Below are 22,395 nucleotides of genomic sequence, written 5' to 3' on the forward strand. Positions count from 1 at the left end.
GTCCAGGCGGCGGTTGCGTTCGGCGGCCCCGTTGCGTTCGTCGCGCCGCCACACGTCGAGTAGTTGCGACGGCCGGGGGCCGTAGCGCACGGAGGTCTTGTGCACGTGGCGTCGATGGTCGCGCATGCGCCACAGCGGCGGCTTGCGATCGGCGGCGGGCCATTCGATCTGGAGGTCCTGTGGGTTCACGATGCCCCGCAAGGCGGCCTCGGTGACCTCGTTGGTGCAGTCCCGCTCCGACTGCTTGAGCTGCGGGTCGACCGGATTCAGCAACGACTTCGTGGTCGCGGACAGGAAGTCCGGCGCATGGCGCGAGCCCCAGATGGCCGCGGCGGCCAAAGCTCCCAGTGGCTCAAGGTGTTTGCCGATGACCGGCAGGGACGCCGAGGCGACGCTGGCGGCCAGCATGTAGTCCGACGGGCCGGCCTTCAGCAACCATTGGAGGCGGGTGGTGAGGGTGGGACCCGGGTACCGGACGTCCGGTCGTTCCGTCATGGCGCGAGCGTACCCCCGGTAGCGGAACTCAAACTGACAATCGGAGCGAAGTTGTCTACTCATTTTTTGTCCGTAGTCAATTTGTGACCCCAGTCACATTTCTGTGCGTTTCCCGCCGTCCGACGGCACATCGGTAGGTTCAGTCGTCGTGAGTAAGTCCGCTCTTGCGATCACCGATGACCACCTTGCCCTCGCCGATGCCGCGGCCGGCCAACTCGACCGACTCGACGCGCTGGGGCAGGCTCGCGCGACACTGTCCGATGCCTCGTCCCATCCCGCCGAATTATGGTCGGCCGCAGCCGAACTCGGTTGGACCGGGCTCGCGGTGGCCGAACAGCACGGCGGGTCGGGTTTCGGCCTGGCCGAACTGGCCGTGGTGCTGGAATGCCAGGGCCGACGGTTGTGCCCCGGCCCGTTCCTGCCGACGGTGACCGCCGCAGTGGTGATCGACCGCTGCGGTGACGACGCGCTGCGCCGGGCGCTGCTGCCCGCGCTGGCCGGCGGTGACACGGTGGCCGGCTTCGCGACGGGCGGGTCGGTGACCGTCGCCGACGGTGTCGTCTCCGGCCGGGTCGCGGCGATGCTGGGCGCGCCGGACGCCGACGTGCTGATGGTTCTCGCAGATGAGGACGTCGTGATCGTCGATCGCGGCGCCGACGGCGTGTCCGTGACCGGCCTGGATTCCCTCGACACCACCCGCACCCTGGGTTCTGTCGAGTTCACCGAGGTGTCGGTGGCACCGGACCGGGTGCTGCGCGGGGCCGCCGACCGGGCGCGGGCGGTGTTCCGCATCCTGGCCGCTGCCGAGGCGGTCGGTGTCAGCTGGGCGACCCTGGAGATGGCCGTCGAGTACGCCAAGGTGCGCGAACAGTTCGGTCGCACCATCGGCACCTTCCAGGCCGTCAAACACCATGCCGCCAACATGCTGGTGCATGCCGAGACCGCCACCGCCGCAGTTTGGGACGCCGCACGTTCCGACGACCTCGACGGCGCACAGTTCGCCGCCGCGGTGGCCGCAACGCTGGCGTCGCGCGCCCAGATCTTCAACGCACAGAACAACATTCAACTCCACGGCGGCATCGGGTTCACGTGGGAGCACGACGCACACCTGTATCTGCGCCGGGCTCGTACGCTCTCGGCGTTGTTGTCCGACGGCGCCGACCCGGCTCTGGACGTGGTCGACCTGCAGCGGCGCAGGCTGGCGCGCGGCGCGTCGTTCTCGTTGCCGCCCGAGGCCGACGAGCACCGCAGCCAGGCGCGGGAGGCCGCCCGCCGTATCGGGGCGCTGCCCGCCGACGAGCAGCGCGACGCGCTGGTCGAGTCGGGTTATCTGGTGCCGCACTGGCCCAAGCCGTGGGGTCGCGGCGCCGACGTCCTCGAGCAGCTGGTCATCGAGGAGGAGTTCGCCGACATCGAGCGCCCCGACATGGGCATCACCGGATGGGTGGCGCTGACCATCGCCCAAGCCGGCACCGACGAGCAGCGCGACCGCTGGGTGGAACCGGTGCTGCGTGGTCAGGTGATGTGGTGCCAGCTGTTCTCCGAGCCGGGCGCCGGCTCGGATGCGGCGGCAGTGCGGACGTCGGCCAAGAAGGTCGACGGCGGTTGGCGCATCACGGGGCAGAAGGTGTGGACCAGCCTCGCCCACATGTGCCAGTGGGGCCTGGCGACGGTGCGCACCGATTTCGATGCCCCCAAGCATGCCGGCGTCACGATGATGGCGATCGACATGTCCGCCGACGGGGTGACGGTGAACCCGCTGCGCGGCATCACCGGTGACTCCCACTTCAACGAGGTGTTCTTCGACGACGTGTTCGTGCCGGACAGCGATGTCGTCGGCGACGTGAACAAGGGCTGGCTGGTGGCGCGCGCGACGCTGGGCAACGAGCGGGTGTCGATCGGAGGCGGATCCGGCGCTCCGACGGCCGTCGCTCCCGCTGACCTGGTCGCGATGCTCGACGCGGCCCCGACGGGCCAGACGCACGTCCGGCGTGCCGCGGAGGTACTCGCCGAACTGCACACACTCAAGCTGCTCAACCTGCGCCGCGCCACGCGGGCCATCGCGGGCTCGGAGCCGGGACCGGAGGGGAACGTGACCAAGCTACTGGTCGCCGAGTCGGGGCAGCGGCTCACCGAGTTGGCCTTCGAGTTGGCCGGGACGGACGCGGTCACCGGGCGCAATCCGCTGCTGGCGCGGGCCTACATGGGCAACCGTGCGATGACGATCGCCGGCGGCACCTCCGAGATCACGCGCAACAGCATCGCCGAGCGGATCCTCGGCCTGCCGCGCGATCCGTTGCTGAAGTGAGCCACACCGACGGCCGCGGTGCGCATACTGGGCGGGTGCCGAAAGCCGAGTTCCATCCCGAACTGCGCCGCAGTGCGCGCATGCTGCCCAAACAGATGATCACCCCGGTCACGCTTCCGTTCGTACGGGCAGCCAGCCGGTTGATGTGGCGCAACGCGCGCAACGACGTCGAGGCGCTCACGCTGGCCTCCGGGGTCGAGGTGCGCCTGCACCGGCCCTCCGCGGGGAACCGACCGGGACCGGCCCTGCTGTGGATCCACGGCGGTGGCTACGTGATCGGCGACGCCGCGCAGGACGATGTGCTGTGTCGCCGCTTCGCCCGCGAACTCGGCATCACCGTGGTCGCGGTCAATTACCGCTTGGCACCCGAACATCCGTATCCGACACCGCTGGAGGACTGCTACGCCGCCCTGCAGTGGCTGGCCGCGCTGCCCTCGGTGGACCCGGCGCGCGTTGCGATCGGCGGTGCCAGCGCCGGTGGTGGACTGGCCGCGGCGCTCGCGTTGCTGGCCCGCGACCGCGGCGAGATAGCCGTGGCCGCACAGATTCTCGTGTATCCGATGCTCGACGACCGGACGGTCGACCGCACCGGCCTCGACAACCCCGGCCACCGGCTGTGGAACAACTCGAGTAACCGGTTCGGCTGGTCGGCGTATCTCAAAGACGCCGACCGTGACGTCGCGGTGCCGGCTCGGCGCACCGATCTGGCCGGCCTGCCACCGGCGTGGATCGGGGTCGGCACCCTGGATCTGTTCCACGACGAAGACGTGGCCTACGCGCAGCGGCTGCGCGATGCCGGTGTCCGTTGCGAGGTGATGGTGGTCGACGGCGCCTTCCACGGGTTCGACGGGATCGCGCCGAAAGCGCAAGTGTCGCTGGACTTCTTCGCCAGCCAGTGCGCACTGCTGCGGGAAGTGTTCGCTCCGGCGGCGGCCTGATTCAGGCTCGCCGGTAGACCATCTCGCCGCCGATGACGGTCGCCGCGACCGTGTGGGCGTCCAGCGCCGCGAGGGCCTGCTCCGGTGTGGTGGCCAGAACACACAGATCCGCCGGTGCCCCCACCGCGACGGTGCGGGCGACGGCGGGCTGCTGGGCTGTTCCGGTGAACATCGTCAGGGCTTCGGCGGCCGAAATGCGCTCCGCCGCAGCTAGAGTGACGCCGGAGCGGGTGTTCCGGTGCACGGCGGCCCGCATGGCCGCCCAGGGATCGGGGTCACCGAACGGGGCGTCTGTCGACAGTGCGACCGGAATGCCGGCCCGCAGCAGCGACGCCACCCGCCACAGCTCGTGATGTTCGGCGGGCGGCACCTCGATCAGGTACTGGTCACCGCGTTCGGCCACGAAATTGGGTTGGGTGACCACGGTGGCGCCGCTGGCGGCCAGCCCCGCGAGGCTGTCGTCGGGGACCACTGCGGCGTGCTCGATGCGGTCGTGGGCATGAACGCCCGCGCACCGCAGGGCTTCCAGCGCCACGATCAGCTGCGCGGCGGTCACGCAGTGCAACGCCACGGGGACGTCGGCGGCGTGCCGGTCGGCGATCCACGCGGTGAGTTCGTCGAGATCCAGCGCGTCGTCGTGCAGGATGCGTTTGCCCGGCGCCAGGATGTGCAGCCGTTGCCGCAGCTCGCCGCGGCGCACGGCGTCGTAGAGGGCGGCGGCACCGTCCTCGTCGAGATCGGGTGTGGCGTCGGTGATTCCGGTGACGCCGTAGGCGCAGAGCTGCGCACTGAACGCTGCCAGGTCCGGTTCGGCGCGCTGCAGCGCCACCGACCAGCGCGGGTCGGCGCTGGCCAGCACCCCGTCGGGGTGATCGGACAGGCCCAGCCGTCTCAGGCCGGCCGAGTTGACGAACCACTGCACGCCGCTGCGGTGTTGGACGCGCACCGGTTTGTCGGGGCAGACGGTGTCGAGTACCCGGCGATCCAGCGGTCCGGCGGCGGCGTCGTGATAGCCGACCGCCCGCACCCAGCCGCTGCGGTCCCGCACGGCCGCGCCGAGCACGCGGCCCAGATGGGCAAGGTCGGTGACCTCCTCCGGTCCGACACGCACCGACGCCCGCGCCGCCGCGGCGGCCCGCACATGGAGATGGTGGTCGTGCAGCCCCGGCAACACGGTGCCACCGGCCGCATCGAACACGAATTCGCCTGCCAACGGTCGCAATTGGGGTGCCATCTGGACGATGCGCTGATCGACGCGAATATCGGTGCGGGTGCCGTCCAGCAGTGTCGCGCCGGTGATCAGCACGCGCCGGCCAGACGGTCGGCGACGATGCGATCGACGGCGTCGTTGTCGTCGCCCAGATTTGTTGCGCGCCTGCGGATATCCGGGGCGCTCCCGGCGGCGACCGGGTTCCCGCGGGGCAGGTGGGCGTAGCCGGCGGCGACTGCGGCCATCGACATGTCGATCAGGTCACCTCCGCCGCGGTGCCGGGAGGCCAGCACCGCGTGCGCCGCATGCAGTCCGGTCAGCGGGTCCGCGATCGCGTCCCCACAGAACAGCGGAGTATCGGCCGGCCCGTCGACCAGACCGCCCGCCACGGCGGCGTCGTCGCCGAAAGCCACCTGCTCGGCGCGGGGTCCGTCGGTGCCGTGGCCGGTGATGCGCAACCACACCCGCCCCGGCCGGGCCGGCACCTGGTGCGGTCCGAGCCCGCGCCGGCGCAGCGCGTCGGGCCGGGACGATTCGATGACGATGTCCGCGACCGACAGCAGGGCCTGCAGCGGGGCCGGGCGGGTGAGATCCGCGCAGTACGACAGCTTGTCGCCGTTGATCCAGTCGAAGAACGCCCGCGGTCCCGATCGGGTGCCGTCCGGGCGGGCCGCCGTCTCCACCTTCACCACGGTCGCCCCGGCACGAGCCAGAAGCGCGCCGCACAACGGGCCCGCCCACATCGACGACAGATCCACCACCAGCGCGTCGGTCAGCGGAAGCGTCGCGGGCCGGCCCATCGGCTGAACAACCGGAGTCTGCGCGACCGCCTCGCCGAGCACACCGACGGGCAGCCCGAGCAGGCGGGCGCGCTGCGCGAACTCGGCCACCCCCACCTCGCGCACCCGCTGCTGCACGACGTCCCATGGGTCGGTGATGGCGTCGGCCTCCACCAGGGCCGGGACGGCGTCGACGTCGTCGGGACGCGACAGCGTCAGCGCACACCATCCGTCCGGGCCCTGCAAAAGCCGCGATGCGCCCCCGGCCGAGATCCGGCCACGGTTCTGCAGGCCGAGCAGCGCGGCGCGGCCGAGCAGCAGTTCACTCGCATCGACCTCCACGGCGGCCAGGTCGGTCACCTCGCGCGCGACGGCACGCGCGCGCTCGAGCACGGCGCCGGGCACGGCTACGGAGGTCACGGCTCCATTGTGGGCGACCGGCGGCCGCTCAGAACACGCGGCTCAGAAGGCGGCTCAGAACAGGAGCCCGGTGAACCGCCAGTCCAGCACCTGCCGATCTGCACCGTCGGCGGCCGCCGCGTGCACCACCGACCGCAGCCGCAGCAGACCGCCGCGGCCGTCCGCGAGCGGGTCCGCGGATTCGACGGTCAGCTGGCTGTAGAGGGTGTCGTTCTCGTGCACCGGGCCGGTGTGGTCGCAGGATTCCCACTGCAGCACGGTGACCAGGTTGGGAAGCAGCCGGCACGCCTGTGCCAGCGCAAGGCCGATGGTGTGCCCGCCGTACACCAGACGTTGTCCGGCCACCCGCGAATCGTGGTGGGTGGCCGCGATGTTCAGGGACAGACGCGCCAATTCCGGTGCGCTGCTGACAACGTCGGCCGTGCTGTGGCCGACCGCGCCGGCCAACGACGCATCGAAATGCGGCCCCGCGACCCGGGCGCGGAACGCGTCAGCGTTCCAGTCGGCGGTCGGGTCCGGGTCGGGTCCGAGGTCGGTCCCGATGGTCGAGAGGTCGTCGCGGTGACCGGTGTCGACGGCGTCGTCCCGCAACGGCAGCATCGCGCAGCGGTTGAAGTCGAGCACCAGCCGGCCCAGCCCGTCGATGGTGGTCATCCGCAGGGCGGCCAGGCCGGTCGCGGGCCGGCCGGGTTTGACGGAATTCTGTTTCAGCCCAACGACTTCGGTGCGGGTGAACAGCGTGTCGCCGATGAGCGGGAAGCGGTAGAAGCGCAGGCCCCGGTAGAACAGGTTGGCTTTCACGCGCTGGGTGACCAGCGTGGACTGGCCGATCGCGACGTCACACACGAATCCCGGGTGCGCCAGCGCGGCCGTGCCCCCGAGGACCGCCGCGCTGAGCTCGGCGTCCAGCGGCAGCCGCAACCGGTCGCCGAGGATGCTCTGGTGCACGGCGGCGGCGCCGGGAGTCAGCGTCATCGAGGGCGCGGAGTCGAACACCTGCCCGACGTGCAGGTCTTCGAAGTAGGGGCCGTCGGCGAATTGGCCGTTCACAGTCACAATCGGCCATGCTGGCATCGGCTTCTGGAGGGTGTCAAAGGGGCCGTAGGTTTACCGTCGACGGCATCAGCGAGGCAAGGAGGCCAAGTGGACGACCGGTTGAGCGACGAAGAGGCCATGCTGGTCGAAACCGTGCGGACCTTCATCGACCGCGACGTCAGGCCGACGGTGCGCGACGTGGAGCATGCGAACACCTACCCCGAGGCGTGGATCGAACAGATGAAGCGCATCGGCATCTACGGTCTGGCGGTGCCGGAGGAATTCGGCGGGACGCCGGTGTCGACCCGCTGCTATGTGCTGGTCACGCAGGAGTTGGCGCGCGGCTGGATGAGTCTGGCCGGGGCGATGGGCGGGCACAGCGTGGTCGCGAAGCTCCTCGACCTGTTCGGCACAGACGACCAGAAGCAGCGCTATCTGCCGCAGTTGGCCACCGGCGAGATGCGGGCGACGATGGCGTTGACCGAGCCGGGCGGCGGCTCTGATCTGCAGAACATGACGACGACCGCGCTGCCGTCCGAAGGGGGCGGGCTGAGCATCAACGGCGCCAAGACGTGGATCAGCAACGCGCGCAGGTCGGGGTTGATCGCGCTGCTGTGCAAGACGGATCCGGCTGCCTCGCCGCGGCATCGCGGCATCTCGGTGGTGCTGGTCGAGCAGGGTATGACGGGCATGTCGGTGTCGCGCGACCTGCCGAAGCTGGGCTACAAGGGCGTGGAGAGTTGCGAGCTGGTCTTCGAGGACTGCCGGGTGCCGGCGTCGGCCATCCTGGGCGGTGAGCCGGGCAAAGGTTTCGCGCAGATGATGAAGGGGTTGGAAACCGGCCGCATCCAGGTGGCCTCGCGCGCGCTCGGGGTCGCCACCGCGGCGCTCGACGATGCGCTGCGCTACGCGCAGGAGCGGGAGAGCTTCGGTCAGCCCATCTGGAAGCACCAGTCCATCGGCAATTACCTGGCCGACATGGCGACGAAACTGACTGCGGCGCGCCAGCTCACGCTGCATGCGGCCGACCGCTACGACAGCGGTGAGCGCGCCGACATGGAGGCCGGGATGGCCAAGCTGTTCGCGTCCGAGGTGGCGATGGAGATCGCGCTGAACGCGGTACGCATCCACGGCGGCTACGGATACTCCACCGAGTACGACGTCGAACGGTACTTCCGGGACGCGCCGCTGATGATCGTCGGCGAGGGCACCAACGAAATCCAGCGCAACGTCATTGCTGCGCAGCTGGTTGCCCGGGGTGGTCTCTGACGGTCGCGGCGATGCTGCCGAGCAGCTTGAGCGCGTCGGCGCTGGGGGTGGCGGGTTCGGCGTCGTAGACGACGAGTTCCTGCCCCGGCGTGGAGCGCACGTCGAAGGTCTGCATGCTCAGCGTCAACGTACCGACCGCGGGATGGCAGAACGTCTTGCTGCTCAACGATTTCCGTCGCGCATCCTGCTGCTCCCAGAGGGATCGGAAGTCGTCGCCGGAGTCCAGCAGTTCACTGAGGACCGCGCGAATACGGGGGTCGTCCGGGGCGGCGCTGTGACCCATCCGGAACCCGGCGACCGCGTTGCGCGCCACGGCCGGCCAGTCGGCATAGAACTCGCGCGCCCGCGGGTCGGTGAAGATCAGTCGCATCATGTTGCCCGTCGCGCCCAGATCTCCGAACAGCGCCTCGGCCAACGGGTTCACCGCCAGGATGTCGTAGGCCCGGTTGTAGACCAGCGCCGGGTTGTCCGGCCACGCCTCCATCAACCGCAGCAACGCCGGGTCGACACGGTCGGGCACCGCGCCGCCCTGGGCACGCGGCGCGAGCCCGGCGAGCCGGAACAGGTGGCTGCGCCCGTCGTCGTCCAGCCGCAGTGTCGCGGCCAGCGCATCGAGGACCTGCACCGACGGGGAGCGTTCCCGGCCCTGCTCGAGCCGGCCGTAGTAGTCGACGCTGACACCGGCCAGCATCGCGACCTCCTCGCGGCGCAGACCCGGGACGCGTCGCACGCCGACGCTGGTCAGGCCGACATCGGCGGGGCGCAGCGCGGCGCGGCGACTCTTGAGGTACTCCCCGAGTTCGGCCACGGATTCCAGGGTAGGAGCTGCACCGCACCGCTTCCTGGGTGTAGCGCACCCTGGTTGTCGAGGCGCGGCTGCTCGACGCTGGAGAAATGAGCGAAAAGAAGATCATTCTGGTCACCGGCGCAAGCAGTGGAATCGGCGAAGCCGTGGCCGAACGGTTGGCCGCCGACGGACATCACGTGGTCGCGGGTGCACGGCGCGAAGACCGCCTCCAGCAGTTGGCCGGTCGGATCGGCGAGGCCGGCGGCAGCATCGAGGTGCGGCGACTGGACGTGACCGACCGCGCCGACGTCGCGGCGTTCGTCGACGCCGCCGTGCACAACCACGGACGCGTCGACGTCCTCGTCAACAATGCCGGAGTCATGCCGCTGTCCCCGCTGGACGCGCTGCTCGTCGAGGAGTGGGACCGCATGATCGACGTCAATGTCCGCGGACTGCTGCACGGTATCGCGGCCGCTCTGCCGCACTTCCAGCGTCAGGGCAGCGGTCACTTCATCACCGTGGCGTCCATCGGTGCGCACGAGGTGGTCCCGACCGCAGCGGTGTATTCGGGCACCAAGTTCGCGGCCTGGGCGATCACCGAAGGGCTTCGGCAAGAGGCGGATCCGTCGATCCGGGTCACCACGGTGTCCCCCGGCGTCGTGGAAAGCGAACTGGCCGACACGATCACCGATCCTTCGGCCGCGGCGGCCATGCGCGACTACCGCGCTGCGGCGATCCCGCCGGACGCCATCGCGCGGGCGATCGCCTACGCGATCGACGAGCCCGCCGATGTCGACGTCAACGAGCTGATCGTCCGCCCGGCCCGCCAGCGCTGATCCCCTGCGATTTCGGCGTGGTTGCGTGCGCTCAGCGACGACAACCACGCCGAAATCACGGGAGAACCTCGTCGACCAGCCCCCACTGCAGCGCCGTGGGGGCATCGATCGAGCGACCGGACAGCACCAAATACGCTGTACGCCAACGCCCGATGCGCCGCGTGATGCTGACGGTGCCGCCCGCGCCCGGGATCAACCCCAGCGCCAGCTCCGGCAGCCCCAGCACCGCGTCGGGATGACACCGCACCCAGCCGCAGAACGCGGCCATCTCCAGGCCGCTGCCCTGCACCTGACCGTGGATCTCGGCGCGGCACGCGGGGCCCAGCCGCGCGGTGATCTCGTCGAGCACCAGCGCCGGGCTGTGCCGGGTGCGGGCCAGATGCGCACTGGCCGGGTCGGTGAAGCTGCCGAACTCGGCGAGGTCCCCGCCGCTGCAGAACGACGGTCCGTTCCCGGTCAGGACGACTTCGCGCACCGACGGGTCCACGCGCGCGACCTCGAGGGCGTCCAGCAGCGCGGCGCGCGCGTCGGTGGAGAACGCGTTGTGGCGCTGCGGCCGGTTGAACGCGATGCGCAGACAGTCGTCGACGCGCTCGGCGAGCACCGGGTCCACGATGGCCGGCACTCGCGCCGGGCCCCGATCGGCCAGCCAGCGCGCGAACTCGGCGCCGGACTGCAGCGTCGAATACGCCAGGGATTCGGTGACCACACCCACGAATGCCGGCGCCGACGGGTCCAGCGCACGCAGCACGTCGTCGCACACCGCTGCGGTCTGGGGCCAGTGCGCCACCCGGTGCGCGATGTCGGTCAGCTCGGTCTCGACCGAATCCACCGTGACCGCACGTCGGTCGTCGGTGGGCGCTTCGGTCAGGGAGAACGTGGCGTCGTCAGCGGACTCGGCTTCGACGAGCGCGCCGTCAGCGACGCGGACATGCTTCACGAGTACTTCTTTATCAGCTCCTGCTTGAAGAGCTTGCCGGTATCGGTGCGCGGCAGCTGCGCTTCGAACGAGATCGTCCGCGGACACTTGTAGTGCGCCAGGCGATCCCGCAACCAGCCGATCAGCTCCTCGCCGAACTCCGGTGTCGCGTCGGCGGGATCCACGGTCTGCACGACGGCCTTGACCCGCTGGCCCATCTCGTCGTCGGGCACCCCGAACACGGCGGCGTCCATCACCTTCGGATGGGTGACCAGAAGGTTCTCGGCCTCCTGCGGATAGATGTTCACGCCGCCGGAGATGATCATGTGGTGGCGGCGGTCGGTCAGGTAGAGGTAGCCCTCTTCGTCGACGTAGCCGATGTCCCCCACCGTTTTCCAGCCGCGCGGGTGCCGCGAGGACTGCGTCTTGGTCGGGTCGTTGAGGTACTCGAAGTCGTAGCCGCCCTCGAAGTAGATCTCGCCGGCCTGCCCGGGCGGCAGCTCGTTGCCGTCCTCGTCGCAGATGTGCAGGGTTCCGGTCAGCGGCCGGCCGACCGAGCCGGGATGGGTGAGCCACTCCTCGGCGGTGATCAACGTGGAGCCGTGGGCTTCCGAGGACGCGTAGTACTCGTCGACGATCGGGCCCCACCAGTCGATCATCTGCTTCTTGATCTCGACCGGGCACGGCGCCGCGGCGTGCATGACGCGCTCGAGGCTGGACACGTCGTAGGACGTGCGGACCTCTTCGGGCAGCTTGAGCATCCGGGTGAACATGACCGGAACGAACTGGCCATGTGTCACTTTGTGTTTGGCGATGGCGTCGAGCGTGCCCTCGGGGTCGAACTTCTCCATGACGACGGTGGTGATGCCGCCGGCCTGGGTCTGCATCGACCACACCGAGGGTGCGGTGTGGTACAGCGGGGCGGGGCTGAGATAGACGGCGTCCGGGTGCATCCAGAACGACACCAGCGCGGCCATCAGGCCGGGTGATTCCGACGGGTGGACGTGCGGGAGCTCGCGCTTGATGCCCTTCGGCCGGCCGGTGGTGCCCGACGAGTACTGCAGCAGGTCGCCTTCGATCTCGTCGGCGATCGGGGTGTCGGGCAGCTCGGCAACGCATTCGGGGTAACTCAGCCAGCCCTCCAGTGCGCCGTCGGCGATCACCAGCAGGCCGGGCAGCCCGTGGGGGAGTTCGGCTTCGAGGCCGGCCAGGGTGTCTTTGAGCTTGGCCGAGCCGACGATGGCCTTGGCGTTGCTGTTGTCGATGATGTACGCGGCCTCGGCCGCGGTCAGGTGGGTGTTGATGGGGACGTAGTAGAGGCCGGCGCGGCGGGCGGCCCACATGACGGCGTGGATGTGCTCGTTGTTCTCCATCAGGATCGCGACAGCGTCGCCCTCGACCAGACCGGCCTCGCGGAACAGGTGCGCCAACCGGTTCGCGCGGGCCTCGAGCTCGCCGAAGGTCACGATCGTCCCGGACGGATACATGATGATCGCGGGCTTGTCGGGGGTGGCAACGGCGGTGTCGCGGATCTGCATGGCCTGACTGTACTCAAGACCACTTGACAGGCGTCAAGTGTGGTACGCAATCCTCACGCGGGCGCGAAGTTGCCGTGGAAGCCCTGCGGGATGTGGTGGGTCAGCTGCGCAGTGACCAGCGGCCCCGCCGACGGGTCTTGCGCGTCGAGGATCACCAGGCGTGAGGTGTGCCGGTCGGCCTGGTACTCGACGGTCAGCAACCAGCCGTCGTCCTCGTCGGTGGCGCCCGGGCGCGGGGTGAACACCGGCTCGCAGAAGCTGTTGCCCGGCGCGGAGGCCGGATAGTGCCGCTCGCTGCGGTCTGTCAGGTCCAGCTTGGTGACCGTGTCGTAGAACGCGCCGAGGCGCCGACGGGTGTTGAAGTACGCGTACCGGTGTGGCCGGCCTTCGTAACCGGGATGGTGACGCGGGAACTCGCACGGGCTGTCGCTCAGCGGCTCGGCGAGGACGCGGCCGGAGGCGGTGACCCGGAACCGCGTGAACTCCGACGGCGCATCGGCCAGCGAGCTCGTGTGGAACCGCGCGATGCGCTCGACCAGCCGGCCGTCGCCGTAGGTGATGGCGTCGACGACGACGTCACCGCCGTCGTCGAACGCATTGCTCAGGTGGAATTGCAGCACCGCGTCATGTTCGACGCGGCGGATCGGGCCGCCGCCGCGCGGCACGAGCAGGAACACGCTGCCGCGGTCGGGTCGGTAGCGCAGCGTGTCACCGATCGGGGCCCGGCCGAGCGCCACCGCCATCGCGTCGGGAATGAGCGGCGAAACGAGGAACACCAGATACCGTTCAGTGATCGCGAAGTCGTGCACCATCGCCGCGTAGGGCAACGGCGCCGACCGGAAGTGCTTCAGACGGCCGGTGCGGTCGGTCCGGTAGATCCGCAAGTGTGGCCGCGGGATCAACTCGACTCCGAAGTTGAACATCGCCCCGCTGGCCGGGCAGAAGCTCGGGTGCGCGGAATACGAACCCAGCCAACGTAATTCGCCGCCGAACCGGCGGACCCCACGGGTCTCGAGGGTGTCGGGGTCGACCTCGTAGGGTGGACCGCCCTCCCACAGCGCGTAGAGGTGCCCGGCGTGCTTGACGACGTTGGTGTTGGCCAGATTCGGCGGCACCCGGCCGATGTTGGACCGCCATCCGCCCGGCGCGGCGGTCCCCATGTGGCTGACCGTGCCCTTGCCCCGGAAGTGACGGGTGCGGACGTACCGGTTGCGGTAGTGCAAACCGTCCGCGTCGATGGTGAACGCCGAGAGCATGCCGTCGCCGTCGAACAGATGGTGGAGCGGACGGCCGGTGTGGTCCTCCCAACGCCCCGGACCGTTGCGGTACAGCGTGCCGCGCAGGTCGGCCGCGATGGTGCCCTCGATCTGTTCGACGCGGTAGTCGTGTTCGACGGGTTGCGGTTCGCTGACCCCGAGGCTGCTCAGATCCGCCGGGCCCAGCCGCGACAGGTCCGCGTGGGCGGACCGCCGCTCGTCCTCCGGCAGCGATTCGAGGTAGCGGCGCAACGCGGGGAACGGGGTCAGATCTATCGAGGGCTCGAGCGATGCGGTCACGCCGGTTCTCCTTGCTGAGACTCAAACTCAAATTAGTCTCACCAGAGTCTGTCGGTCAACACCTCGACCGCCCGGCGTCTCCGGTAAAAATGCCGTGATGCCCTCCACCCGGTCGTTCGACGCGCTGCGGCACTCCGCGTTGAGCCTCATCGCCGCGCACGGCGTCGACGCGCTGACGCTCAGCCAGGTCGCCGCGCACGCGCGCGTCTCGCGCGCCACGGCATACCGGGAGTTCGGCGACAAGGACGGCCTGATCGGAGCCGTCGCCGCCCACGAGATCGGTCTGATGCTGGCCGCGGTGCAGTCCGACCCCGACGTCACCGCCGCGACGGCCGAGCCATCCGCTCTTGTCGCGGCCATCGTCGTCTCGGCACTGCGATATCTGCGCAACCACGCCGCGTTCACCTACGTCCGCGATCACGAACCGCACTGGCTGCTGCACGCCGTGCTGTCGGTCGGGGACTCGCGGATGGACCTCGTGCAGACCGTCGCGAGCGCGGTGACACCGACCGCCGCCGTCGACGCGCACCGACTCCGGGTCAGCATGGCCCAGGCCGCGGAAGTGATGGTGCGCGCGGTGCTGTCCCACTCGCTGATCGAGAACAGCACGCTGACCGACGAGGAGGTCGGCCAGACCGTCGCGCACGCGATCATCGCCGGCTGAATTACGAGGTTTAGAGCCGGTCTCCTCGGAGATAGAGCCTTCATCGGACCCGGAGGCGCGATGAAGAATCTGAGATCGGTCGGAGCCGCACTGGCGGTGATCACGTTGACCGCCGCCGGTTGCGGGACCTCCGGGCAGGACGACGACGCCCCCTCTCCCACCGGCGCGACGTCACCGGGGCAGGACAGCACCACGTCGATCGACCCTGCGTCGTTGGGACAGTTGGGGACCGTCGACGAGCGTTATCAGTCCTACAACGTCGAGATGCTCGAGGTGACCGGCGGCGCGTTCTGGAAGCCGTACGACGCGCCCGACACCCCGCCCCCTCCCGGCCAGGAGACGTTCACTCCAGAGGGCATGGACCCCAACATCTATCAGTACCGGCCGCCGCTGGACCTGGCCAACGCGCGACTGCGGGCACTGGCCGCCGCACTGGGCCCGGCCTACGTCCGCGTGAGCGGAACGTGGGCCAACACCACCTACTTCGCCGACACCGACGCGCCGCCCGCCCAACCGCCGGAGGGTTTCGAGGGTGTGCTGACCCGGGAGCAGTGGCGCGGTGTGGTGGATTTCTCGCGTGCGGTCGACGCCGATGTGCTGACCTCGTTCGCCATCAGCCCGGGAACGCGCGGCCCCGACGGCGTGTGGACCCCCACGGTGGCCCAATCGTGGTTGGACTACACGCGGTCACTCGGCGGAGAGATCACCGCGGCCGAGTTCTTCAACGAACCCAACGCGGCGCCGATGGGAGGTGCGCCACCGGGCTACGACGCAGCCGCCTACGGCCGGGACTTCAACGCGTTCAAGGCATTCGCCGATCAGGCCGCGCCCGACATGACGATCGCCGGTCCCAGTTCGGTCGGCGAGACCCCCGGGCCCTGGAGCATGACCTACGGCACCACCGGCACCATCCCGACCGACGAACTGCTCGCCGCCGCCGGCCCCGGCCTGGAGGCCTTCTCCTACCACCACTACGGCGCGGCATCGCAGCGCTGCGCCGGTCAAGGCATGCCGCAGACGTCCCCCGACGAAGCACTCACCGAGGACTGGCTGAGCCGCACCAGCGCCACACGGGAGTTCTACGGCGGCCTGCGCGACCGGCACGAACCCGGAGCGCCGATGTGGCTGACCGAGGTTGCCGATGCCGCGTGCGGCGGGAACCCTTGGGCCTCAACCTTCTTGGACAGCTTCCGGTACCTGGATCAGCTCGGCCGGCTGGCACGCGAAGGCGTGCAGGTGGTCGCGCACAACACGCTGGTGGCCAGTGACTACGGGCTGCTCGACGACACCGACTTCACGCCGAAGCCCAACTATTGGGCGGCACTGATGTGGCAGCGGCTGATGGGGCCGACGGTGCTGGACACCGGAGTGCCGATCGAGCAGGGCAGGCACGTCTACGCACACTGCCAACCGGGCACCCCCGGCGGGGTGACGCTGCTGGCGATCAACAACGACCGCACCAACCCCCGGACACTGGATCTGCCCGTGGCAGGCGAACGCTTCGCGCTGGCGTCCGATCCGCTCGAGTCACGGACGGTCAACCTCAACGGCCAACCCCTGGCACTGGGACCCGGTGACGCGTTGCCCACCATGGCGGGGAGTCCCGTCGACGCCGGTGCGCTGACGCTGGAACCCGCAACGATCACCTTCGTCACCATCCCCACCGCAGGCAACCCGGCCTGCGATTGATTCCGCACGCCGAACGAAGGGACCCGCGACGATGTGTAACCCAGGAGAGTTCGCGCTCGGGCACATGTGCGGGTGGGATCAGGTGAGGTTGGTTCCCAAATCCGTGCCCCCGATCTCGCGTCGAGATGTGCTGGGCGGCATGGGAATCCTGACCGCCGCCGCCTTCCTCGCCGCATGCGGATCGGACGCGGGACCCGGGGACGACGAGACCTCACCGGCCGGCGCACCATCGGTCGACCCGTCGGTGACCCCGGCCAAGTTGGGGGATGCGACCAACGGCATCGACGAGGTGCAGGTCTGGCAGGAGGAGTTCTACAAGGACCTGCACCGCCATCCCGATGTGTGGGGCGAAGAAGCGCGGACCGCCGCCAAAGTCACCGAGAAGCTCGAAGAGATCGGCGCCGACGAGATCCTGCAGATCGGAGGTGGCGTCGTCGGCATCTTCCGCAACGGGGAGGGACGCCGCGTCTTTTTCCGCGCCGATATGGATGCCCTGCCGGTGACCGAAGCGACCGGTCTGGACTACTCCTCTACGGAGGAAGGCAAGATGCACGCCTGCGGGCACGACGCGCACGTCGCGTCCGGGCTCGGCGCGGCTGCTCTGTTGGCGCAGAACCGGAATGCCTGGTCGGGGACTTACATCGCGCTGTTCCAACCCGGGGAGGAGACGGGTAAGGGCGCGCAGGCCATGGTCGACGACGGGTTGGTCGACAAGCTCGCCGCCGACAAACCCGATGTCTGTCTGGCCCAGCACGTGCTGACGGCGCCCGAAGCCGGCCACGTCGCGACGCGGGTCGGGCCCGCGCTGTCGGCCGGGGACAGCATGAAGGTGACGGTGTTCGGGAAGGGATCGCACGGTTCCATGCCCGAACTGGGCGTCGACCCGGCGGTGTTGGCCTCGGCGATCGTGCTGCGGCTGCAAGGCATCGTCTCGCGGGAAATCGCACCCGCCGACTTCGGCGTCCTGACCGTCGGTTCCGTGCAGGTCGGAAACTCGCCCAACGTCATCGCCGACCGCGCGGAGCTGTTGCTGAACGTGCGCACCTACGACACCTCGGTCCGCGAGACGATCCTGGGTGCCATCCAGAGAATCGTCCGGGCTGAATGCGAGGCGTCCGGCTCACCGCGGGAGCCGATCTTCGAAACCATCGCCACGTTCCCGCTGACGTCCAACGACCCTGCGGTCACCGACGCGGTGACGACGGCGTTCACACAAGCCTTCGGCGAGAACCGGGTGCACGAACTGGAACAGGTCCCCGCCTCGGAGGACTTCAGTCGGATCCCTGTGGCGTTCGGCGTGCCGTACACCTTCTGGGGCAACGGCGGCTTCCTGCCGGGGATGAACGTGGTCGGCAACCACAATCCGGAGTTCGCACCCGCGATCCAGCCGACCATTCGCACCGGTACCGAAGCGGCGATCGCCGCGTCGCTGGCATATCTGACCTGACGCCCCCGACGACCAGACACAAAATCCCCCTCTTCCGGGTGGAAAAGGGGGATTTTGTGTCTGCTCGGCGAAAAAACTCAGGCCAAGCGGGTCTTCAGCGCGTCGAACTCGTCCTTGATGCCGGTCGGCAGCTTCTCACCGACGAACTCGAACCACTCTTCGATCTGCGGCAACTCCTCGCGCCACTCGTCGACACGCACGGCCAGCGCGGCCTCGACATCCTCGGCCTCGACGTCCAGGCCGTCGAGGTCCAGGTCCTCCGGCGTCGGAACCACACCGATCGGCGTGGTCTGACCGTTGGCCTTGCCCTCGACGCGCTCGATGACCCACTTGAGGACGCGGCTGTTCTCGCCGAAGCCCGGCCACAGGAAGCGGCCGTCGTCACCGCGGCGGAACCAGTTGACGAAGAAGATCTTCGGCAGCTGCGACTCGTCGGAGTTCTTGCCGATGTCGATCCAGTGCTGGAAGTAGTCGCCGACGTTGTAGCCGAGGAACGGCAGCATCGCCATCGGGTCGCGGCGGACGGTGCCGACCTTGCCCTCGGCGGCGGCGGTCTGCTCAGAGCCCATCGTCGCGCCGATGAACACGCCGTGCTGCCAGTCGTTGGCCTGCGACACCAGCGGCACCGTCGTCTTGCGGCGCGCACCGAACAGGATCGCCGAGATCGGCACGCCCTGCGGGTCGTCCCACTCCGGCGCCAGCGTCGGGCACTGCGACATCGGGGTGCAGTATCGCGAGTTCGGGTGCGCAGCCTTCTCACCGGAATCCGGCGTCCAGTCGCGGCCCTTCCAGTCGATCAGGTGCTGCGGGTCGCCCTCGAGGCCTTCCCACCACACGTCGCCGTCGTCGGTCTTGGCGACGTTGGTGAACACGGTGTTGCCGCCCGCGATCGTCTTCATCGCGTTGGGGTTCGAATCCCAGTTGGTGCCCGGTGCGACGCCGAAGAAACCGAACTCGGGGTTGACCGCGTACAGCCGGCCGTCCTTGCCGAACCGCATCCACGCGATGTCGTCACCGAGGGTCTCGGCGCGCCATCCCGGGACGGTCGGCTGGATCATCGCGAGGTTGGTCTTCCCGCAGGCACTGGGGAACGCCGCGGCGATGTAGTAGGCCTTGTTCTCCGGCGAGATCAGCTTGAGGATCAGCATGTGCTCGGCGAGCCAGCCCTCGTCGTGGGCCATCGCCGAGGCGATGCGCAGCGAGTAGCACTTCTTGCCCAGCAGCGCGTTGCCGCCGTAACCCGAGCCGTAGCTCCAGATTTCGCGGGTCTCCGGGAAGTGGGTGATGTACTTGGTGTCGTTGCACGGCCACGGCACGTCCTTGGTGCCGGGCTCCAGCGGGGCGCCGACCGAGTGCAGTGCCTTGACGAAGAAGCCGTCGTCGCCCATCTTGTCCAGCGCGGCCTTGCCCATGCGGGTCATCGTGCGCATCGAGATCACGACGTAGGCGGAGTCGGTGATCTCCACGCCCAGCTTCGGATCCTCGGCGCCCAGCGGCCCCATGCAGAAGGGCACCACGTACATGGTGCGGCCGCGCATACAGCCGCGGTACAGGTCGGTCATGATCGAGCGCATCTCGGCCGGGTCCATCCAGTTGTTGGTGGGGCCGGCGTCGATCTCGCGCTCGGTGCAGATGTAGGTGCGCGATTCGACGCGCGCGACGTCGGACGGGTCCGACAGGGCCAGGTACGAGTTGGGTTGCTTCTCGTCGTCGAGCTTCTGGAAGGTGCCGGCGTCGACCAGCTGCTGCGTCAGGCGGGCGCACTCCTCCTCGGAGCCATCGGCGAACACCACGCGTTCGGGCTGTGTCAGCTCGGCGACTTCGCGAACCCAGGCCAACAGGCCTTCGTGGTTAGTCGGTGCGGAATCCAGTCCCGGAATGGTCGCTGCGGTCATTCTTCTCGTCTCCCTGCACTTTCCCTGCGAGGCGTCTGACAGGACGCTGGCACCGAAGATGAAAAACCGGAAAAACCCGACATCGTCGGCGGTCGCGACTGTCCCCTGACTACGAGGTTAACGTGGTGGGCGTACCCGCGGTTAATCAGGACTATGTCCAATCAATCTCAGGACCGATTCAGAACGCCGCCGGCAGATGGTGCTACTGACGGGTAACCGTCGGCGGCGACCCTCTCACGACCGCCAGCGCGTCCAGACGCTGTTGCCGGGAAGCGCGGACGCGGGTGCACGCAGCCTCGGCTGCCTCCGCTTCGCTGCGCTGTCGACGCAGTTCGGCGTCGAGGTCGGCGACCGCATCACCCAGGGCGTCGTCCGCGGCCGCTGTTGCCGTCGCGATCGCGGACTCGACGGCCAGCACCCGCTCGGCCACCTCTATGTCTGCGGCACTGCGCAGCGCGCGGGTCGCCTGCCCGATCCAGCGTTCCAGCGTCACCCGGTCGTGCAGCAGCCCGCGGGTGCGCACCACCCAAACTGTGACGGCCGCACCTGCGAGCAACCCCACCAGCACGGCCGCGACCGTGCCGCTCGGGGCGACACCGGCCACCAGCCGCGTCGACGCCAACGCGACCCCGAGACCGAACCCGGCGCCCAGCACCGTCATCAACTGGGTCTCCAACCGGCGCGACCGCACCGGCGGCGCCGGCAGATCCAGGGCGAGGCGACGTCGTCGGATCGGCGTATCGGACAGCCCTGCCAACTCGGACGCGATCGCCTCATCGATGTCGACGCACGCGGCGGCAAGCTCCTCGGGGACGCGGCGCGTGATGTCGGCGAGCGCGCGGCGGTCGGCCTGCGCGGCGGCAGAGCTCAATTCCTCACGCACGCAGGCACAGCGGTGCTGCACGGTCGCGCTCAGTTCCAGCCGTGCCCGGGCCACGGCGTGGCGGCCGGCGATGGCACGTTCGGTGCGGGCCTGCCGCTGTTCGCGCAGCAGTTCCCGACGACGCTGCTGCAACGCCGCGGTGCGCGCACTCCGCCCCGCCGCGGCCGCCTGTTCGTGCGCCAGCTCCGCGGTCAGTTCGAAGTGCCACGCGTGCAAACGGTTTCGAGTCGCGAGCGCGGGGTCGGCGAGCATTCCGGCGACCACGGCGACGAGGTCGTCGACCTCCGGCGGTCCGAGCCGAGGCGCGGCCGCCGCACCGACCCAGACCAGGTCGCTGAGCGCGTCGCGATCAGCGGCCAGCACCGACCGCCAGCTCCGGTGGTCGTCGATCTTGGACACGACGCCGACGACCGCGGCGGTGTACCGGGCCAGGTGCCGCGCCAGGGCGCAGTCGGACCCGGTGACCACGGCGACGGCCGAGGCCACGAACACCACCAGCGCCGGCGCTTCGCCGTCGACGAGCTCGGTCACGCCGACGAAGCGATGTCCCGGCAACCGTTCCCGCAGCCGGGCCAGCACGGCGCGATGTCCCGCCGCGGGCGGACCGGCGACCAGCACGACGTCCCGTCGCTGCACCCCCGGCGGTTCGCTCTCGAAGTCGCTCACGCTGTTCTCGCCAGCAGACGCAATGACCCCCGGCTGATCGCCGACGCGCATGCCGCGTGCACCGGGTCGACCGGACCGCACCCATACCGCCGCCACTGCACGGCGCGACGCAGGTGCGCCTCGGCGTCGTCGCCTCGGTCCACGGCGGCGCCGGCCGCCTCCACGACGTCCACCGCCGCCGCCATCACCGCGACGACGACGGCGTCGCCGGCCAGGAACTCGTCGAGAGCGTCGTCCCGGGTGCGGACCGCCAGCAGCCGCAACTCGCGCAGCGCGGCGCTCACCGCGCGCCAGCGGACCGGTGCCGCGGCGGCCCGGATGGCTGCGGCGGCCGAGTCCACGCCGCTGACCCGGCGTAAGCGGGCGGCGACCGCGTCGGCGGTGGCGCCGTCGGCGATGGCGAGCACCGCGTGTGCCAGGCCGAACCGGTCCAGCGCGGCCAGCAGCCGGGCGCGCACGTCGGCGTCCAGCGGGTGGTCGCCCGCGACGAACGCGTCCACCGAGGTCATGTCCGCGGGATGCTCTGTCAGCACTTGCAGGGCCGTGGTCAGTGGCTGGTCGAGAGTCACCGTCGCCAGATGGGCGACCATCGGGACGACGACGCAACCCCATGCCGCGGCGAGATCCGCTGCGCGGCGCGCTGCGACAGCCAGCGGCCCGCCGGGACCGACCCCGGCCAGGTCGGCCTTGTTCAACACCACCAGCGACGCACCGCGGCGGGCCAGCATCGCGCGGTCCTCGGGCTTGCCGGTCTCGGCGACCACCACCACGTCGACATCGGCGGGCCCCTCACGGACCACCGAGACGCCGGCCGACGTCAGCGCCGCGGCGACGGCCGCGCGTCCCACCCCCGCGCGTCCGCGCACCGCTACCCTGGCAGGCACGTCGAAGCGCCGGTGGATGGCCGCGACGCGCGGGTCCTGCACCGTCGCGGCGAAATCCGCCAACACGTCGAAGAAGATGAGCGCCCCCTGCCGGGACAGGCCGATGCCGTCCCTGACAGAGATCCTGGCACCTGGCCGAGGCTGCTCCGGACACTTTTTGTGAGCGGTAACCCGTGG

Annotated in this window: 17 protein-coding genes and 1 pseudogene; 7 read left to right on the forward strand and 11 right to left on the reverse strand. The window is 69.7% G+C overall.

Annotated elements, in window-relative coordinates; genetic code table 11:
- Positions 1–495: pseudogene (locus ACQI46_RS14950) on the reverse strand (alpha/beta hydrolase); the annotation flags it as partial.
- Positions 496–643: 148 nt separating this feature from the next.
- On the opposite strand from ACQI46_RS14950, the gene ACQI46_RS14955 reads away from it, so the two are divergent.
- Both ACQI46_RS14955 and ACQI46_RS14960 read left to right on the forward strand, forming a co-directional pair.
- Positions 644–2,803, forward strand: a complete 2,160-nt coding sequence (locus ACQI46_RS14955; RefSeq protein ID WP_427094804.1) for an acyl-CoA dehydrogenase — start codon at positions 644–646, stop codon at positions 2,801–2,803.
- Positions 2,804–2,883: 80 nt separating this feature from the next.
- Positions 2,884–3,741, forward strand: a complete 858-nt coding sequence (locus ACQI46_RS14960; RefSeq protein ID WP_427095067.1) for an alpha/beta hydrolase — start codon at positions 2,884–2,886, stop codon at positions 3,739–3,741.
- Position 3,742: 1 nt separating this feature from the next.
- Here the strand turns inward: ACQI46_RS14960 and ACQI46_RS14965 are convergent, their stop codons facing one another.
- Genes ACQI46_RS14965 through ACQI46_RS14975 form a run of 3 tightly spaced genes read right to left on the reverse strand, consistent with a single transcriptional unit; the run spans position 3,743 to position 7,224 of the window.
- Positions 3,743–5,047 (reverse strand): amidohydrolase family protein, encoded by a 1,305-nt coding sequence (locus ACQI46_RS14965; protein ID WP_427094805.1) that lies wholly within the window; start codon positions 5,045–5,047, stop codon positions 3,743–3,745.
- Positions 5,041–6,150 carry a CoA transferase gene (locus tag ACQI46_RS14970; protein ID WP_427094806.1) on the reverse strand — a complete coding sequence of 370 codons (1,110 nt, stop codon included), beginning with the start codon at positions 6,148–6,150 and terminating at the stop codon, positions 5,041–5,043. Before ACQI46_RS14970 ends, ACQI46_RS14965 begins: the two co-directional genes overlap by 7 nt.
- Positions 6,151–6,204: 54 nt before the next feature.
- The gene (locus ACQI46_RS14975; RefSeq protein ID WP_427094807.1) at positions 6,205–7,224 is read right to left on the reverse strand and encodes a MaoC family dehydratase; all 1,020 of its coding nucleotides are present in this window, start codon (positions 7,222–7,224) and stop codon (positions 6,205–6,207) included.
- A gap of 69 nt (positions 7,225–7,293) precedes the next feature.
- On the opposite strand from ACQI46_RS14975, the gene ACQI46_RS14980 reads away from it, so the two are divergent.
- Positions 7,294–8,454 (forward strand): acyl-CoA dehydrogenase family protein, encoded by a 1,161-nt coding sequence (locus ACQI46_RS14980; protein ID WP_427094808.1) that lies wholly within the window; start codon positions 7,294–7,296, stop codon positions 8,452–8,454.
- Here ACQI46_RS14980 and ACQI46_RS14985 read toward each other — a convergent pair.
- Positions 8,417–9,262 (reverse strand): helix-turn-helix transcriptional regulator, encoded by an 846-nt coding sequence (locus ACQI46_RS14985; protein ID WP_427094809.1) that lies wholly within the window; start codon positions 9,260–9,262, stop codon positions 8,417–8,419. The genes ACQI46_RS14980 and ACQI46_RS14985 overlap by 38 nt on opposite strands.
- Positions 9,263–9,348: 86 nt before the next feature.
- Here ACQI46_RS14985 and ACQI46_RS14990 point away from each other — a divergent pair, with 86 nt between their 5' ends.
- On the forward strand, positions 9,349–10,077 hold the full coding sequence (locus ACQI46_RS14990) for an SDR family oxidoreductase (RefSeq protein ID WP_427094810.1): 729 nt from the start codon (positions 9,349–9,351) through the stop codon (positions 10,075–10,077).
- Positions 10,078–10,132: 55 nt separating this feature from the next.
- On the opposite strand, the gene ACQI46_RS14995 is transcribed toward ACQI46_RS14990, so the two are convergent.
- The 3 genes from ACQI46_RS14995 to ACQI46_RS15005 are packed head-to-tail and all read right to left on the reverse strand — an operon-like array spanning position 10,133 to position 14,090.
- Entirely contained in the window at positions 10,133–11,017 is an 885-nt protein-coding gene (locus tag ACQI46_RS14995; protein ID WP_427094811.1) for an enoyl-CoA hydratase/isomerase family protein, read from the reverse strand.
- The gene (gene fadD4 / locus ACQI46_RS15000) at positions 11,014–12,534 is read right to left on the reverse strand and encodes a fatty-acid--CoA ligase FadD4 (RefSeq protein WP_427094812.1); all 1,521 of its coding nucleotides are present in this window, start codon (positions 12,532–12,534) and stop codon (positions 11,014–11,016) included. Before fadD4 ends, ACQI46_RS14995 begins: the two co-directional genes overlap by 4 nt.
- Positions 12,535–12,587: 53 nt before the next feature.
- Positions 12,588–14,090, reverse strand: a complete 1,503-nt coding sequence (locus tag ACQI46_RS15005; RefSeq protein ID WP_427094813.1) for a carotenoid oxygenase family protein — start codon at positions 14,088–14,090, stop codon at positions 12,588–12,590.
- Between the two features lie 97 nt (positions 14,091–14,187).
- Here ACQI46_RS15005 and ACQI46_RS15010 point away from each other — a divergent pair, with 97 nt between their 5' ends.
- The 3 genes from ACQI46_RS15010 to ACQI46_RS15020 all read left to right on the forward strand — a co-directional run bounded on the left by ACQI46_RS15010 (position 14,188) and on the right by ACQI46_RS15020 (position 17,890).
- Entirely contained in the window at positions 14,188–14,754 is a 567-nt protein-coding gene (locus tag ACQI46_RS15010) for a TetR/AcrR family transcriptional regulator (protein WP_427094814.1), read from the forward strand.
- A gap of 60 nt (positions 14,755–14,814) precedes the next feature.
- A complete protein-coding gene (locus ACQI46_RS15015) occupies positions 14,815–16,443 on the forward strand; it encodes a hypothetical protein (RefSeq protein WP_427094815.1) in 1,629 nt (542 codons plus the stop codon).
- A gap of 82 nt (positions 16,444–16,525) precedes the next feature.
- Positions 16,526–17,890, forward strand: coding sequence for an amidohydrolase (locus tag ACQI46_RS15020; RefSeq protein WP_427094816.1), 1,365 nt, complete (start codon positions 16,526–16,528; stop codon positions 17,888–17,890).
- A 77-nt stretch (positions 17,891–17,967) separates the two neighbouring features.
- Here the strand turns inward: ACQI46_RS15020 and ACQI46_RS15025 are convergent, their stop codons facing one another.
- The 3 genes from ACQI46_RS15025 to ACQI46_RS15035 form a co-directional block, all read right to left on the reverse strand.
- Positions 17,968–19,785 carry a phosphoenolpyruvate carboxykinase (GTP) gene (locus tag ACQI46_RS15025; RefSeq protein ID WP_427094817.1) on the reverse strand — a complete coding sequence of 606 codons (1,818 nt, stop codon included), beginning with the start codon at positions 19,783–19,785 and terminating at the stop codon, positions 17,968–17,970.
- A gap of 202 nt (positions 19,786–19,987) precedes the next feature.
- Positions 19,988–21,334: a hypothetical protein gene (locus ACQI46_RS15030; protein ID WP_427094818.1), complete on the reverse strand. Its 1,347-nt coding sequence runs from the start codon at positions 21,332–21,334 to the stop codon at positions 19,988–19,990.
- The gene (locus tag ACQI46_RS15035; RefSeq protein ID WP_427094819.1) at positions 21,331–22,284 is read right to left on the reverse strand and encodes a hypothetical protein; all 954 of its coding nucleotides are present in this window, start codon (positions 22,282–22,284) and stop codon (positions 21,331–21,333) included. Before ACQI46_RS15035 ends, ACQI46_RS15030 begins: the two co-directional genes overlap by 4 nt.
- Positions 22,285–22,395: the final 111 nt, after the last annotated feature.

The organism is Mycobacterium sp. SMC-4 (genome assembly GCF_050205565.1).
Taxonomy (GTDB): Bacteria; Actinomycetota; Actinomycetes; order Mycobacteriales; family Mycobacteriaceae; genus Mycobacterium.